The sequence below is a fragment of the Thioclava marina genome, from assembly GCF_002020135.1.
Lineage (GTDB): Bacteria > Pseudomonadota > Alphaproteobacteria > Rhodobacterales > Rhodobacteraceae > Thioclava > Thioclava marina.
Map to the genome: position 1 here is coordinate 119,806 of NZ_MPZS01000001.1, position 14,199 is coordinate 134,004.

Below are 14,199 nucleotides of genomic sequence, written 5' to 3' on the forward strand. Positions count from 1 at the left end.
TTTTCCGAAATTCTGAAAATCGGTTTGATTGCAGCGATTTGCGCGGGCCCCGCTTGGGCCGATGACGATGGAGACGATGCTGCGCCGCCCGCGGGTCTGCTCGCAGGCAAAAACAAGGAGGACCTCCCGGAGGTGATCCTGTCGGTGGGCGAACCGCTCGGCGATCCGTGGCATTTGAAATCCGGCCGCTATTACGAGGTCGAGATCACGGCGGACGGCTCGGGCGAGATCGGCCTTGAAGGCGCGGGCTTCTTCCGGGCGATCTGGGTCGACGAGGTGGTGATCCGGGGGCTGGAGGTCCGACCGATGGGACTCCACTCGATCGAGTTCGATCGCGCGGGAACGATGGAGATCGGCTTTGTCGCGATCAAGCCGGGTCGCTACGACCTGCATATCCCCGGCGCGACCGGCGCCACACAACGGTTGGAGATCGTGATTGAGTGAGGCGCCCGCCCTTCTCGTCCGGGGTCTCAGCCATGACTGGGGCCGCAAACCCACGCTGCGCGATGTGAGTTTCTCCGTCCCGCGCGGGCGGTTCTGCGCGCTTCTGGGACCGAATGGCGCGGGCAAATCCACCTTGATGTCTGTTCTGACGGGGCTGATCCGTCCCGCCCCGGGCGTGGTGGAGATCGCGAGCCACGACATGGCGCGCGCGCGCCGCGCGGCCCTGGCCGAAATCGGCGTCGTCTTCCAACAACCGACGCTGGATCTGGATCGCTCGGTGCGCGCCAACCTGCGTTACTTCGCGGCGCTGCACGGGCTGGGGCGCAAGATCGCGGATGCTCGGATCGCCGAAGCGCTGGAACGTCTCGGCATGGCCGAACGCGCGGATGAACGGCTCCGCGCGCTCAATGGCGGGCATCGGCGGCGCATGGAGATCGCCCGCGCGCTCCTGCACCGCCCGCGTCTTCTGTTGCTCGATGAGCCGACCGTTGGCCTTGACGCGCCTGCCCGGAGCGCGATTACCGATCATGTTCATCAACTCGCCCGCGACGGCATCGCTGTCCTCTGGGCTACCCATCTCGCCGATGAGCTGCACCCCGAGGATCAGGTCGTCTTGCTCCATAAAGGCGTCGTGGTGACCAATGGCGTCGTCCGGGATTTGGTTGAAGATCGCTCAGTAACCGATTGGTTTACCGACGCCATGGAGAGTGCGGCATGAGCGCGCTTTCTGCCGCGACTGCCATCGCCACGCGCGAACTGGCCCGCTTTGTCACCCAGCGCGAGCGCTTCCTCGCAGCCCTCGTGCGTCCACTCGTCTGGCTTTTCATCTTCGCCGCAGGTTTTCGCGCGGCGCTCGGCCTGTCGATCATCGCGCCTTACAAGACCTATATCTCGTACGAAACCTATATCCTGCCCGGTCTTTGCGCGATGATCTTGCTGTTTTCTGGAATGCAAAGCTCGCTCAGCCTCGTGCATGACCGGGAAAACGGAGCGATGCGGTTGATGCTGACGGCGCCGCTGCCGCGCTGGTTCATGCTGGGAGCGAAGCTGCTGGCCGGGGCGCTGGTCGGCCTCTTGCAGGTCGCGGCTTTTCTTGTCATCGCGGCGCTTTTCGGTCTGCGCGTGCCTGTTCTGGGTTATCTCACGGCGCTGCCCGCGCTCTTACTCTCGGCGCTGATGCTCGGGGCCCTGGGGCTGCTTCTGTCGGCGCGCATCAGGCAGCTTGAAAACTTTGCGGGGGTGATGAATTTCGTGATCTTTCCGATGTTCTTCTGCTCTTCGGCGCTATATCCGATCTGGAAAATGCAGGAGAGCTCACCACTCCTAGCGAAACTCTGTGAAATCAATCCCTTCACGCATGCAGTTGAACTGATCCGCTTCGCGCTTTACGGCCAGCTCAACCTCGCGGCGCTCGGCTGGACCGCTCTTGCGGCGGTGGTCTTTTTCGCAACCGCCCTCTGGGGTTACGAGCCCGCCCGCACCCGATCGTCCTGAAGCAATCGCGCTGGCCGTCCATCGACCCGGGCAAAACGCGTGGCCAGCGCGTCCAGCTCGGCGGCGGAATGGCTCGCGATGACCACAGCGGCATTGGTTTCAGCGATGAGCGCGGCGGTGAGTTCAAGAAGATCCTCGACCCGCGCCCCGTCGAGCGAGGCGAATGGCTCATCCATCAAGAGCAGGTCGGGCTTGGTCACGAAGGCCCGGGCAAGCCCCACCCGGCGGGCCTGACCGACCGAGATTTGTCCCGGCCAGTGATCCTCGACACCCTCGAGCCCGACCCGCGCAAGGATCGCGCGCGCCTGCGCCTCGGTCGCCGAAGTGGGCAGCGTCACATTGTCGATCACCCGCCTCCAGGGCATGAGCGTCGGGTTCTGAAACACCATCGCACGCCGGCCTCTGACCTCCAGCGTTCCCTCGAACCGGGTGTCGAGCCCCGCAAGGATGCGCAGGAGCGTCGTCTTGCCCGCCCCGGACGCGCCCGACAGTCCCAACACCTCGCCGCGCCCGACATGGAGCTGCATCGGTCCCAGGACGGGCACGCCGCCATAGCCCTTTTTCTGGAGATCGAGCCGGATCATCGCTGCCTCCAGCGCGCGGCGCGCCGCGCAAGCGGGGCGACGATCGCCCATTCCACCACCAGCATCACCGCCACGAAAGCCAGCGCATTGGCCAGCACGCCTGCAATATCGAACATTTGAAAATCCAGATGAATACGAAAGCCTATCCCGTTGGAACGGCCAAGAAATTCGACGACGAGCACGATCTTCCAGATCAGCGCGAGCCCCGCCCTTGCCGCCGCCATGATTTGCGGCGCGAGTTGTGGGATCAGAATGTGACGCAGCCGCGCAACACGCCCCATCCGGTAAAGCCGCGCCATGTCGGAGAGGTCCGGATCGCGCGCGATCATTCCCTCGCGCAGCATCACCGCGACCATCGGGATCTTGTTGACCGCCACGGCCGCGATCGCCGCCCATTCATTCAGACCGATCCAGAGATAGCACAGCACGATCGTCACAAGCGCCGGAACGTTGAGCGCGACGGTCAGCCAGGGGCCGAACCAACGATCCAGCCGTTCGCTCGCCCCAAGTGCGACGCCAAGCGCCGCGCCGATCCCCATTGCGAGGGTGAAGGCGGCGAGGACGCGGATCAGCGTGGCGCTCAGATCGGGCCAGAGCTGACCGGAGATGAGCGCTTCCCAGAGGGTCGGAAAGACGATTTGCGGACCCGGAGCAAGGCGCGGGTCATTCAGGAGCCACGCGCCGCCAGCCCAGACCAGCACGAGCGCAATCAGCGAAGCCAGCGCGACCGGGAGATCGGGGCGCCGACTGGCGACCCGCTTCGGTCTCCGCCCGATCCGTTCGCGCTCATGTCCCTGTATGATCACGCCCGCTCGCATCATTGGTTCAGTTCGACAGGAAGGTGCCCTTGGGCAGGGAGGTCGCCCCACCCACGAGTTTCGCGCCCCCCAGCTCGGCCATCAGGCGCAGCATCCGGTCGGCGGCCTCTTCATCGACGGGACCCGGGGCAGGAATGCCCGCGCGGAATCCGGCGACGAGAGCCGCATATTGCGCATCATCGCCCGCGCGCATGATCGGGCGCAGCCGCGCGAAGGCCGCATCGTCCGTCGCGAGCTTTTCCTTCGCCGCGCGCGAGGCCGCCGCCAGCCCTCGTGCAAGCTCCGGTTTGCTCTCGACGAGATCGCCGGGGAGCACGTAGCCCAGTAGCGGCGTCTCGGGCGAGAGGCCCAGCTCGGTGGCGGCGGCGCCGACGGTGATGAGCGGCACCATGCCCGCCGCTTCCATCTTCGCAGCGAAGTGCCAGAAATTGATCGCGCCATCGACCTCCCCCGAGAGCGCGGCCTTCATGATCAGAGGCGGCGCGCCGAAGACCTGCTCGGTCTCGGCCGCAAGATCGATCCCTTCGGCCTTTTGCGCGTAGGCCCGCAGGATCAGCCAGCTCTTGTCGATCGGACCGCCCGCGATCCCGATCTTCTTGCCCTTCAGATCCGCAAGGCTCCTGGCGGGACTGTCGGCGCGCACCATCAGCCCACCCACGGCCTTCGAATAAGGGATGAAGCGGTAATCCTCACCAGCCGCGCGCATCCGCGCGACCCAGAACCAGTCGGTCACGATCGCATCGACGGCACCGCCCTGAAGCATGATGTCCGAGCCCGACTTGCCGGCGACCGGCACGACCTCGAGGGTGAACCCGTGTTCGCGGTCAAGCCCATAATGCTGGATCGTGTCGAGCTCCCAGTTGACCGTGCCGCCCTCAAGTGCGGCCACTTTCAATACCGGCAGATCGCCCGCACGTGCAGCGACCGCGCCCGAAAGCCCCATCGCGACCGAGACCAAAGCCGCGCCCGCCGCGCGAGCCCATCCATCAAACGCCATCTCATCCTCCCATGCGCGATCACGATCACGCCTCCGCAATCAGAGTATCAGCCCGCCCGCGCCCGCCTATTCGACCAAAGGACAATGCCGAACCCCGCCGAACCCGGCCCGACCGAGACCAAGGTCGAATGGTGGCCTGCTGCACCGCCGCGCTATCCAGTGACCAAGCGAGATCTTTTTTGGGAGGTTCAGATGCTCGACACCCGCATGACCCTGATGGCCGCACTCTGCGCCCTGAGCCCGGCGGTTGCCTTTGCTCATGGCGATGTGACCCCGCAGCCGGTCAATACCGATGTCCTGCCCGATGTGGGCGAGGAGTGGCTCAGCGAAAACCCCTACCGGGCCGCAACCGCCGGCGAAGAAGTCTGGGCGAAGGCCGTGCAAATCGGCGATAGCGGTTTCAACCAGAACTGCGCGCGCTGTCACGGGCTTGGTGCGGTCTCGGGCGGTCTGGCCCCCGACCTGCGCTATCTCGAGGCCGAGGAATATGGCGACGAATGGTTCGTCGAACGCTTCCGCCACGGGATGACCCAGAACGGCATCACCAAGATGCCCGCCTTCGGCGACATCCTCGGTCAGAAAGCGGCCTGGGCGATCCGCACCTATATCGAGACGCGCCCCGACGATGGCGCGCTCGAACCCTATTCGGATCAGCTCCACAAGATTCGCGACGAGCTTGCCGCGGGCAATGCCGATGTGCCGACTGTGATCGCCACGCTCGAGGATATCGCGGGCAAGGTCGAGACCGCCTCGGGCGCGCCGGTCGCCGACAGCGCGGTGTCGCGCGCGGCCCATGAGCTCGAGAAGAGCCCCGAGAAGCAGAAGGAAGCGGCGGATATGCTCTCGATCGGCATTTCGGCGGCCGAGTGATGCGCATGCACCGATTTAGGGCCGGGTGTCTTGCCCTGGCGCTTCTGGGCGGGGTGGCTTTGGCCACACCCGCCCTTTCGGCCTGTGAGGGCTATGAGCCCGAGCAGAAACTGCAAAACACCGCCCCCCAGGATATCGGGCGCGACCTCGACCGGATCATCGCGGATGGCTATATCGAGTTCGCCCTCTATGAGGATTACGCGCCCTGGTCCTATGAAGAAGCTGGCAAGGCGAAGGGCATCGATGTCGAGATCGGCAAGATCATCGCTGCGGATCTCGGCGTTCAGCCCCGCTTCCGTCTGGTGAGCGCGGGCGAGACGCTCGACGCCGATCTGCGCAACTATGTTTACAAGGGCGCAGTGATCAACGGACGTGTCTCGGACGTGATGCTGCACGTGCCCTATGATGTGGACTATGCGTGCCGCTTCGATCAGGTGGTCTTCACCGGGCTTTACGGCGAGGAGCATATCGCTATCGCCTATGACGCGGCGAGCTACCCCGACAAGGGGCCGACGCCGGCGGTGTTCCGCTACGATCCGATCGGGGTCGAGAATGACTCGATCTCGGATTTCTACATGACCGATGTGACGCGCGGCCCCTCGGCCGACAAGGTGCATCGCTATCGCTCGACCGTCCTCGCCATGAAGGCGCTGGCCGATCACGAGGTGATGGCTGTGATGGGGCCACGTGCCGAGATGGAAGCGGCGATAGCGCCCGGCATCAAGATCCACGAGCCGCCCCTGGGCCTGCCGCGTTCAAAATGGGTGATCGGCGTGGCGCTGTCGATGCAGCACCGCCCGCTGGCATATGCGGTGGATGACGCGATCGCGGCGGCGCTCGAAGATGGTCGGATCGCCAAGGCCTTTGCCGAATACGGCGTGGAATTTACCCCACCCACTCCGTAAGAAAGCAAATCGGGCCGCGCTGATCCCAGATCAGAGCGGCCCGTAATTCCCCTCGAAATCGACGAGATGCACCTCTGACAGCCCGAGCTTTGTGGCGCTGCGCGAGATCGCCTTGCGGTCCATCAGGACGAACGCGGTCGAGGCGGCATCAGCCAAAGCCGCGCTTGGTGCCTCGACGGTGACGGTCGACCAGATTGCGCGCTGCCCTTTGGGGCCGAGAATGTGGCTGCCGCCAGGCAATACGAGCGCTCCCGGCGAGGAGGTCGCGACCGCTTGGCCATCGGTCAGAACGAGGCGCGCCAACATGCCAGCCGCCGGGTCCGAGACCCCAAGCGTGAACGGCCCGCCAATCGCCGCAAACTCCCCCATATCGACAAGCACATCACGATAACCGCGTGCGATCAGAAGCGCACGAATGCGATCGGCCGCATAGCCTTGGACGATCCCGTTGAGTGTCAGCCCCTGCCCCTGCCCGAGCCGAATTTCTTCCCCGATCTCGACACGCTCGAAACCGATGCTCATTCTCTCCGCCTGCCCGTCGCGGCCGTCCGCCAAGGCCTGCCAAAGCGGTTGCACGGTCGGATCGAATGCCCCTTCCGTCGCATGGTGAACGAGGCGCGCCAATTCCAGAACGTCGCGCATTGCAGCCGATGGCCTGGCCCGGCCGCGTGCGTTCAATTCTTTCAGTTCAGACGGGCGATGTAGCGAGAATGTCGCCTCGATAGCCTCAATTTCATCCTGTATTTCATTGAGATCATGCCCAATATTCTTCGCGCCACGAATGTCTATGCCGATCTGCGCACCGAAGGCCTGACCCTGCCATGATGTCGCCTGCGCCGGGTGCCCCGCCAGAGCCGCAACCGCTGAAATCTGCAAGAACCGCCGCCGTTTCATTCCGCCGCCTCCCGAATGCCCGTTGCGCGTTGCGCCCGTTTCGCCTCCAGCACGAGCGGCACGCAAAGCGCCGGGTCATCGTGGATCTTCACGCAATCAAGGCATTGGAAACACTCGGAATAGCGGATCTCTCCACTCTTCGCGATAGCGCCGTAATTGCAACGCACCTTGCAGAGCTGACAGGGCGAGCCGCACTCGGCCCTCCGCGGGATCCAGTTGCGCAACCGCAGGAGCCCGCCAAGCCGCATCGCCGCTCCCAATGGGCAAACCGAACGACAAAACCCCTTGAACCAGACGGTCGAGACCGCAATCCACCCGGCCGCCCACAACACATAGGGCCAGGGGCGATCGAAATGGGTCGTGATGGCGGTTTTGAAGGGCTCGATCTCGACGGCCTTCTCGGTGTGGTCGGGCGACAAGAGCGCGATCCCGACAAGCGCGACCAGCGCCAGCGGCCCCGTCCACCAGAGCGCCTGAGCCAACGAGCGCGGCGGCTCCCAACGTGGCAGGTGCAAAACGCGCCCAAGGTGATGCGCGAATTCCTGCATCGCCCCGTAAGGGCAAAGCCAGCCACAGAAAAAACCGCGCCCCCATAGGACGAACCCGAGGATTGCCGCTCCCCAGATCAACAGCGAAAACGGATCGTAAAGCAACACTTCAAGCGAACCATTCCCCGTCAGCGCCCGCAGCACTGCAAGCGGTGTGACGATCGAGAGCTGCCCTTGCCCCCAATACCCGACGAAGCCGATGGTAATCGCGAGAATGCCGAGACGTACCGGCGTGAACAGCTTCAATGCAGCCAGCTTCGACTGCATCAGAAGCGCGCCGAAAAGAAGCGTCAGGAAGCCGGACAAGATCCAAAGATCCGTGGCCCGGTTGCGCAAGGCCTCGCGCCACGGGGGCAACGCCTCGGGGGTCTGAGGAAAGGTGAAAAACCGTTCGGGCGTCTTGAGCGTAAGCGAGAAATGCGCCTCGCCCGGCTCGGGCTGGAACATCCCGTGCATCCGCACCGCCTGCGCCGAAAGCTGCCAATCGCGCGTCGGATCGAACCCAAGCCGACGATCGAGCCGGACGACGAGTTTCGTCGAATCCTCAAGGGCTTCCGGTGCGTCCTTCGCAAGATGTGCAAGGATATCCGCATCGCGCAGGGCCAGAGGCAGCCCATCTTGCTGCGCCGAAATCCGGTCGGGCGCGGTGTTGCGCACGAAATCCTCGCTCACCAGCCCCTGACGCCCAGCCTCGATCAACAGATAAAGCTCGTCATCCGGCGCGCGCGACAGAAACCGGCGCGTCTCCGCATAGGTTTCAGGCGACAGGACGGCTTTGGCGATCGAGGGCGGCCCAAGGTCGATCACATAAAGATCGAGATACATCCCATTGGGATCATTTGATCCTTCCGGATCATCATATGCCCATTTCGTGTTCTTGAAAGCGGCATCTTCCTCGGCATTCGTGACCCTGAGCCGTCCGATCAATCCGGCATCGGCAAGCGCCTTCCAGTCCAGATCCTCAACGTGGTCAGGATCGGGCTTGGGTGGCGGACCGGCGCTGATCCCCTGCATCTTCTCGCGCGCGACCGCGAGCGTCGCGGCGAGGATCGATTCATGGGCGATCCGCACGCTCGCCGTCGCCTTCGTCACCCCGTCGAGATAGACCAGATCCGAGCCCGATCCCGCCCCCCCGTAAGGTGTCCCGACGACGAGCGGTTCGTTGATCGAATGTCCGCGATATTGTTCGAGGAAGCCGCGAAACGGCGCTTCGCCGAGCCCCGAGACGAAAACCGGCTCGTGCTGAGCGATCAGCTTCACGGCGATGAACCGGCCCTCGAGATCAAGCATCACCAACATGTTGATCGGTTTGCCGGAAAACCCCGGAAGGGGCGCGAGCTCTCCGGTTTCGAAGACGTAGCCCGCCTCGCCACCGCCCGAGTTCAATAGCTGCCAGACACCCTTGTCGTTGATCTCCTCACCCACCGCATAAGGCGCCACGACCATATCGGCGACCTGATCATGTGTGAGGCTGGCCGCGAAAGCGGGCAAAACCGTCATCAACCAGAAAAATGCCGCGCGTAACATGCGCCCAGCCTAGCGGATGGGCGGCACGAAGAAATTCGACCTTCGTCTCAGGTGATGACGTCGGGACCTGTGCGTCCGGTGCGGGCGCGGATGCCGACAAGGGCTTCGGTCGCGGCAATGATCGGGGCGAGCGCCTCTTGCGGATCGCGGTCGAGCCCATCCGGCCCCGGCGCGTAGCGTTCGAGATAGACGCGCAATGTCGCGCCCTGCGTCCCGGTACCTGACAGACGCAAGACGACACGCGAACCGCCCTCGAAGAGGATACGGAAACCCTGTCCCTCGGAAACCGATCCATCGACCGGGTCGGTATAACAGAACTCGTCTGAACTTTCGACCGTAAGCCCTTCGGTTTGCGTGCCTTTCAAAGATCCAAGCTTGGCGCGCAGATCCCCCAGCATGGTTTCGGCGAGATCGACTGGCAGCGCTTCGTAATCGTGGCGCGAATAGTAATTCCGGCCGTAGCGCGCGAAGTGGTCGGTCAGGATCTCGGCCACCGACATCTTCCGCACGGCGAGGATGTTCAGCCACATCAGGACCGCCCAAAGCCCGTCCTTTTCGCGCACGTGATCCGAGCCGGTGCCGAAGCTCTCCTCGCCGCACAGGCTGACGCGGCCCGCATCCATCAGATTGCCGAAGAATTTCCAACCCGTCGGTGTCTCGTAGCAATCCAGACCGAGCGCCTCCGCCACCCGGTCCGCCGCCGCAGAGGTCGGCATCGAGCGCGCGACGCCCTTCAGACCATCCTTGTAGCCCGGCACGAGATGCGCATTGGCCGCCAGCACCGCGAGACTGTCGGAGGGCGAGACATAGGTGCCAGCCCCGAGGATCATGTTCCGGTCACCATCCCCATCCGAGGCGGCGCCGAAATCCGGCGCGCTCTCGCCCATCATCTCGGCCATCAGCTCATGCGCCCAGGTCGGGTTCGGATCGGGATGCATGCCGCCGAAATCGGGAAGCGGCGTCGCATGGGTCACCGTGCCCTTCGGAGCACCGAGACGGTTTTCGAAGATCTCAACCGCATAGGGCCCGGTAATCGCGCACATCGAATCCATGCGCATCCGGAAACCTGACTCAAAAAGGTCACGCAGTGCATTGAAATCAAACAGCGTTTTCATCAGGTCCGCATAGGCGGAAACCGGATCGACCACTTCAATCACCATCTCGCCCATCGTACTCTCGCCCAGCGTATCCAGATCGGGATCAGGTGCATCGAGCTTGAGATATCCGGTGATTTCCTGCGTGCGATCATAGATAGCGGAGGTGACGGATTCCGGCGCGGGGCCGCCGTTCGACATGTTGTATTTCACGCCGAAATCTTCATCGGGACCGCCGGGATTGTGGCTCGCCGAGAGGATCACGCCGCCATCGGCGCCGCGCTGTCGGATCAGGTTCGAAGCGGCGGGTGTCGAAAGCCAGGCCCCGCGACCCACGATGACGCGCGCAGCGCCGTTCGCCGCCGCTATCTTCAGGATCGTCATCGCGGCTTCGCGCCCGAAATAGCGACCGTCACCGCCAAGGACCAGGGTCTTGCCCGTCACGCCGCCCACCGCGTCAAACGTCGCTTGCACGAAATTCTCGAGGAAATCCGGCTGCATGAAAATGCTTGTCTTCTTGCGCAGGCCCGAGGTTCCGGGTTTCTGGCCGTCGATCGGTTGGGTGGTGTGGCGGGTCATGACGTCTCCTGCGGTGTCGCGCGGGTGAAGACTTGAACGGATTGTGCGGCAAGGCAAGTCTCGGCGGCGGAGAATTGCTCTTCCGCGGCTTCGGGTCGCGCCGTGTCGAGCAATTGCGTCCACCGCCCCGCAGGCAGGGACGCGGAGCACGCCGGGCCCGCGTTCAGAAGAAGATAGACAGCTTCGAACCCGGCATCCCCCGCCGGACCTTCAGCCGCGCCCCGGATCTCGACCCCGATGCACCGCAATTCCGGGTCGTTCCAGTCATTGGGCTGCGGCTCCTCACCGGAACAAAGCCGCCAGATCAGATCGCGAATGCCGTCCTGCTTGCGTTCCAAAGCGTGAAGGAACCGAGTCTGACGCAGTACCTTGTGGTCTTTTCGTATGCGGATCAATCGCTTGACGAATGTTTTTAATTCGTCGTCCGGCGCGGTCCAATCGACCCAACCGGTCTCGTTATCCTGCGCATAGGCATTGTTGTTACCGCCTTGCGAATTACCGATTTCGTCACCTGCAAGCAGCATCGGAACGCCCTGGCTGAGGATCATCGTGGCCAGCAGGGCGCGTTTGCGCGCGGCCTGCGCCTGCGGATCCGCGAGTGCTTCGGAAAAGTTCGCATCATGCCCGTCGCGATTATTCTCGCCATTCGCCTGGTTCTGCTTTTCGCCAAAGGAAACAAGATCTTGCAGGGTGAAGCCGTCATGCGCGGTGATGAAATTCACCGATGCCGTCGCAGGGCGTCCATGCTGATCAAAAAGCTCGGCCGATCCTGCGACGCGCCGCGCAATATCCCCCGTCATGCCGCGATCGCCGCGCCAGAACCGCCGCGCATCGTCGCGGAACCGATCGTTCCATTCGCTGAACGGATGCGGGAATCCGCCAAGGTAATAGCCACCCGGCCCGATATCCCACGGTTCGGCAATCAGCTTCACCCCACGCAGGACCGGATCTTGTGCAACCGCGGTCAGGAAAGGAGCGTGCGGCTCGATCGCGCCCGAAGCGCCGCGTGCAAGCGTTGCGGCCAGATCGAAGCGGAACCCGTCCACCCCCATCTCCTCGACCCAATGGCGCAGGCAATCCATCACGAGACGTAGCGCAAGCGGGTTCGCGAGATTGAGCGTGTTGCCCGTCCCGGTTTCGTCGATATAGCTGCCCCCAGCACCGAGCCGGTAATAACTCGCATTGTCGATCCCGCGCAGGCTCAACATCGGTCCGAGCGCATCGCCCTCACCCGTATGGTTGAAGACCACATCGAGGATCACCTCGATCCCCGCGGCATGGAAACGCCGCACCATTTCGCGAAATTCCTCGCGCGGATCCGGGCCGCAATACCGTGGCTCGGGCGCGAAGAAGCCAACCGGCTGGTAGCCCCAATAATTCGAGAGCCCCTTTTCGACGAGGAAGCGGTCATCGTGATAGGCGCATGTCGGAAGCAGCTCGATCGCGGTGACGCCCAGGTCGCGCAGATGGGCCAGGATCGGTTCGGAAGCCAACCCCGCCCAACGCCCGCGCAGCTCTGCCGGGATCTCGGGATGGGTCATGGTGAGACCCTTCGGGTGGGCCTCGTAGATCACCGTCCCGGACCAGGAGTGATGCGGTCGCTGCCAGTCCGGGCGCACGATCTCGGCCACCACGGATTTTGGCATGACCTCCGCGCTATTGCGCCGGTCCGGTTTCGTTTTCCCCGGCTGCATGGGGGCTTGCCAGGTGATCTTCGAGTCGATGATGCGGGCGTAGGGATCAATGAGAAGTTTCGCAGAGTTGAAGCGGTGCCCCGCCTCCGGCGCCCATTTGCCGCACACCCGATAACCGTAGCGGGCCCCCGGTTTGAGCCCCGGCACGAAACCGTGCCAGATCGGCCCGGCGCGTCCGGGAAGCCTGAGGCGCCTCTCGCCCGCCTTGGTGAAGAGGCACAGGTCAACCGCCTCGGCATGGGCCGAGGCGAGCGCGAAATTCACGCCGCCCTCGACAGGCGTCGCGCCAAGCGGGTCCGGGCGTCCGGCCTCGATCTTCATCGCGTGCAAAGCTGGTCGTAAAGTGCCGCGTAACGCTCGGCAGAGCGTGCCCAGCCCCAGTCCATCTTCATCGCGCGTCGCTGCATCGCACCCCAGCCCTTGCGATCGTAATATAGCGCGGCAAACCGCATGAGCGCCTGACGCAGAGCGAGGTCGTCGACCGGATGGAAGACAACGCCCGTCGAGGCATTGGCGGCGTCGGTCGCGGGGGTCGATCCGATCACCGTATCGGCGAGACCACCCACGGCGGCCACGACCGGCAAGCAGCCATAGCGCAGCCCGTAAAGCTGGGTGAGACCGCAAGGTTCGAAACGCGAGGGCACGAGCACCGCATCGCCACCCGCGAACATCCGGTGGCTGAGCGCCTCGTCATAGCCGATCTTCACACCGACCCGACCGGGATTGTGAGCGGCCAATTCGCGCATCGCGTGTTCCGCCCAGCCATCGCCCGAGCCCAGCACGGCCAGCCCGCCCCCGGCGGCGAGAAACGGCCCCAGCGCAGGAGTGATCAGGTCAATCCCCTTCTGCGAGGTGAGCCGCGAGATCAGGATCGCGAGCGGCCCGGGCGCATCCAATCCGAATTCGGCTTCCAGCGCCTTGCGGTTGCTGGCCTTGCCCGCGGGTTTTGCCGCCGAGAACGGCGTGATCTCGGGGTCAGTCTCGGGGTTCCAGACAGTTGCGTCGATACCGTTGAGAATGCCGTGCAGATCGCCTGCGCGCATCTGCAAGAGCCCCTCCAGCCCAAGCCCGAACTCGCCGCGCATCAGCTCCTCGGCATAGCGCGGGCTTACGGTGGTGATCGCATCGGCGGCCACGAGACCGGCCTTGAGCGTCGAGATATCGCCCCAGAACTCCACCCCGTCACGGTTGAAATCCCAGGTCTGGAGCCCGAGAGCCGCGAGCTTGTCGCGCCCGAAACGGCCTTGAAAGGCGATGTTGTGGATTGTGATCACCGTCGGGATGCCCGAGCCGCGCAGATACCAGGGCACGAGCCCGGTCTGCCAGTCGTGGCAATGCACGAGATCGGGGCGCCATTTTCCCAGACCCTCCCGCGCGATCTCGGCTGCGACGAAACTCAGCGCGGCGAAGCGCTCGGCATTGTCGCCGTAATCCTGCCCGTCCTGCGAATAGGGGCCGCCATCACGATCGAAGAGGTGATCGGCAACGAGCGCAAGCACCTCCATCCCGGCGGATTTTCCCAACATCAGCCGCGCCGGGCCGCCATAGAGATTGGCGCTTTCCCAGACCTTTTTCGGTGATTTCAGCTTTTTCAGAATGCCGCGATAGGCGGGGATCATCACCCGCATGTTCCAGCCTTGCTCGGCCAGCGCTGCGGGCAACGCGCCCACCACATCGGCCAGACCGCCGGTCTTGACCAGCGGCACGGCTTCCGAGGCGACAGAAAGAACATGTTTCATGATCTTCCCCCT

The 14,199-nt window shown here is 63.9% G+C and carries 13 protein-coding genes; 5 read left to right on the forward strand and 8 right to left on the reverse strand.

What is annotated here, in order from left to right; genetic code table 11:
* Positions 1-132 precede the first annotated feature (132 nt).
* The 3 genes from BMG00_RS00595 to BMG00_RS00605 are packed head-to-tail and all read left to right on the forward strand — an operon-like array spanning position 133 to position 1,938.
* A complete protein-coding gene (locus BMG00_RS00595) occupies positions 133-444 on the forward strand; it encodes a cupredoxin domain-containing protein (RefSeq protein ID WP_425443987.1) in 312 nt (103 codons plus the stop codon).
* Entirely contained in the window at positions 437-1,162 is a 726-nt protein-coding gene (locus tag BMG00_RS00600; protein WP_078573070.1) for an ATP-binding cassette domain-containing protein, read from the forward strand. Before BMG00_RS00595 ends, BMG00_RS00600 begins: the two co-directional genes overlap by 8 nt.
* On the forward strand, positions 1,159-1,938 hold the full coding sequence (locus tag BMG00_RS00605) for an ABC transporter permease (RefSeq protein ID WP_078573071.1): 780 nt from the start codon (positions 1,159-1,161) through the stop codon (positions 1,936-1,938). The genes BMG00_RS00600 and BMG00_RS00605 overlap by 4 nt, the downstream gene beginning before the upstream one ends.
* Here the strand turns inward: BMG00_RS00605 and BMG00_RS00610 are convergent.
* The 3 genes from BMG00_RS00610 to BMG00_RS00620 are packed head-to-tail and all read right to left on the reverse strand — an operon-like array spanning position 1,908 to position 4,337.
* Positions 1,908-2,522, reverse strand: coding sequence for an ABC transporter ATP-binding protein (locus BMG00_RS00610; protein ID WP_078574210.1), 615 nt, complete (start codon positions 2,520-2,522; stop codon positions 1,908-1,910). The two genes, BMG00_RS00605 and BMG00_RS00610, sit on opposite strands and share 31 nt — an antisense overlap.
* Positions 2,519-3,328, reverse strand: coding sequence for an ABC transporter permease (locus tag BMG00_RS00615; RefSeq protein WP_245794918.1), 810 nt, complete (start codon positions 3,326-3,328; stop codon positions 2,519-2,521). Before BMG00_RS00615 ends, BMG00_RS00610 begins: the two co-directional genes overlap by 4 nt.
* Before the next feature lie 19 nt (positions 3,329-3,347).
* The gene (locus BMG00_RS00620) at positions 3,348-4,337 is read right to left on the reverse strand and encodes an ABC transporter substrate-binding protein (RefSeq protein WP_078573072.1); all 990 of its coding nucleotides are present in this window, start codon (positions 4,335-4,337) and stop codon (positions 3,348-3,350) included.
* 192 nt (positions 4,338-4,529) lie between these two features.
* Here BMG00_RS00620 and pedF point away from each other — a divergent pair, with 192 nt between their 5' ends.
* Both pedF and BMG00_RS00630 read left to right on the forward strand, forming a co-directional pair.
* Positions 4,530-5,207 (forward strand): cytochrome c-550 PedF, encoded by a 678-nt coding sequence (gene pedF, locus BMG00_RS00625; RefSeq protein ID WP_078527494.1) that lies wholly within the window; start codon positions 4,530-4,532, stop codon positions 5,205-5,207.
* A 53-nt stretch (positions 5,208-5,260) separates the two neighbouring features.
* The gene (locus BMG00_RS00630) at positions 5,261-6,112 is read left to right on the forward strand and encodes a substrate-binding periplasmic protein (protein WP_245794987.1); all 852 of its coding nucleotides are present in this window, start codon (positions 5,261-5,263) and stop codon (positions 6,110-6,112) included.
* A gap of 30 nt (positions 6,113-6,142) precedes the next feature.
* On the opposite strand, the gene BMG00_RS00635 is transcribed toward BMG00_RS00630, so the two are convergent.
* Genes BMG00_RS00635 through glgA form a run of 5 tightly spaced genes read right to left on the reverse strand, consistent with a single transcriptional unit; the run spans position 6,143 to position 14,187 of the window.
* Positions 6,143-7,006 (reverse strand): FAD:protein FMN transferase, encoded by an 864-nt coding sequence (locus tag BMG00_RS00635; protein ID WP_078573073.1) that lies wholly within the window; start codon positions 7,004-7,006, stop codon positions 6,143-6,145.
* The gene (locus BMG00_RS00640; protein ID WP_078573074.1) at positions 7,003-9,081 is read right to left on the reverse strand and encodes a 4Fe-4S binding protein; all 2,079 of its coding nucleotides are present in this window, start codon (positions 9,079-9,081) and stop codon (positions 7,003-7,005) included. The genes BMG00_RS00635 and BMG00_RS00640 overlap by 4 nt, the downstream gene beginning before the upstream one ends.
* 47 nt (positions 9,082-9,128) lie before the next feature.
* On the reverse strand, positions 9,129-10,754 hold the full coding sequence (locus tag BMG00_RS00645; protein ID WP_078573075.1) for an alpha-D-glucose phosphate-specific phosphoglucomutase: 1,626 nt from the start codon (positions 10,752-10,754) through the stop codon (positions 9,129-9,131).
* Positions 10,751-12,769, reverse strand: a complete 2,019-nt coding sequence (gene glgX / locus BMG00_RS00650; RefSeq protein WP_078573076.1) for a glycogen debranching protein GlgX — start codon at positions 12,767-12,769, stop codon at positions 10,751-10,753. The genes BMG00_RS00645 and glgX overlap by 4 nt, the downstream gene beginning before the upstream one ends.
* Positions 12,766-14,187 carry a glycogen synthase GlgA gene (glgA, locus tag BMG00_RS00655; protein ID WP_078573077.1) on the reverse strand — a complete coding sequence of 474 codons (1,422 nt, stop codon included), beginning with the start codon at positions 14,185-14,187 and terminating at the stop codon, positions 12,766-12,768. Before glgA ends, glgX begins: the two co-directional genes overlap by 4 nt.
* Between the last annotated feature and the right edge of the window lie 12 nt (positions 14,188-14,199).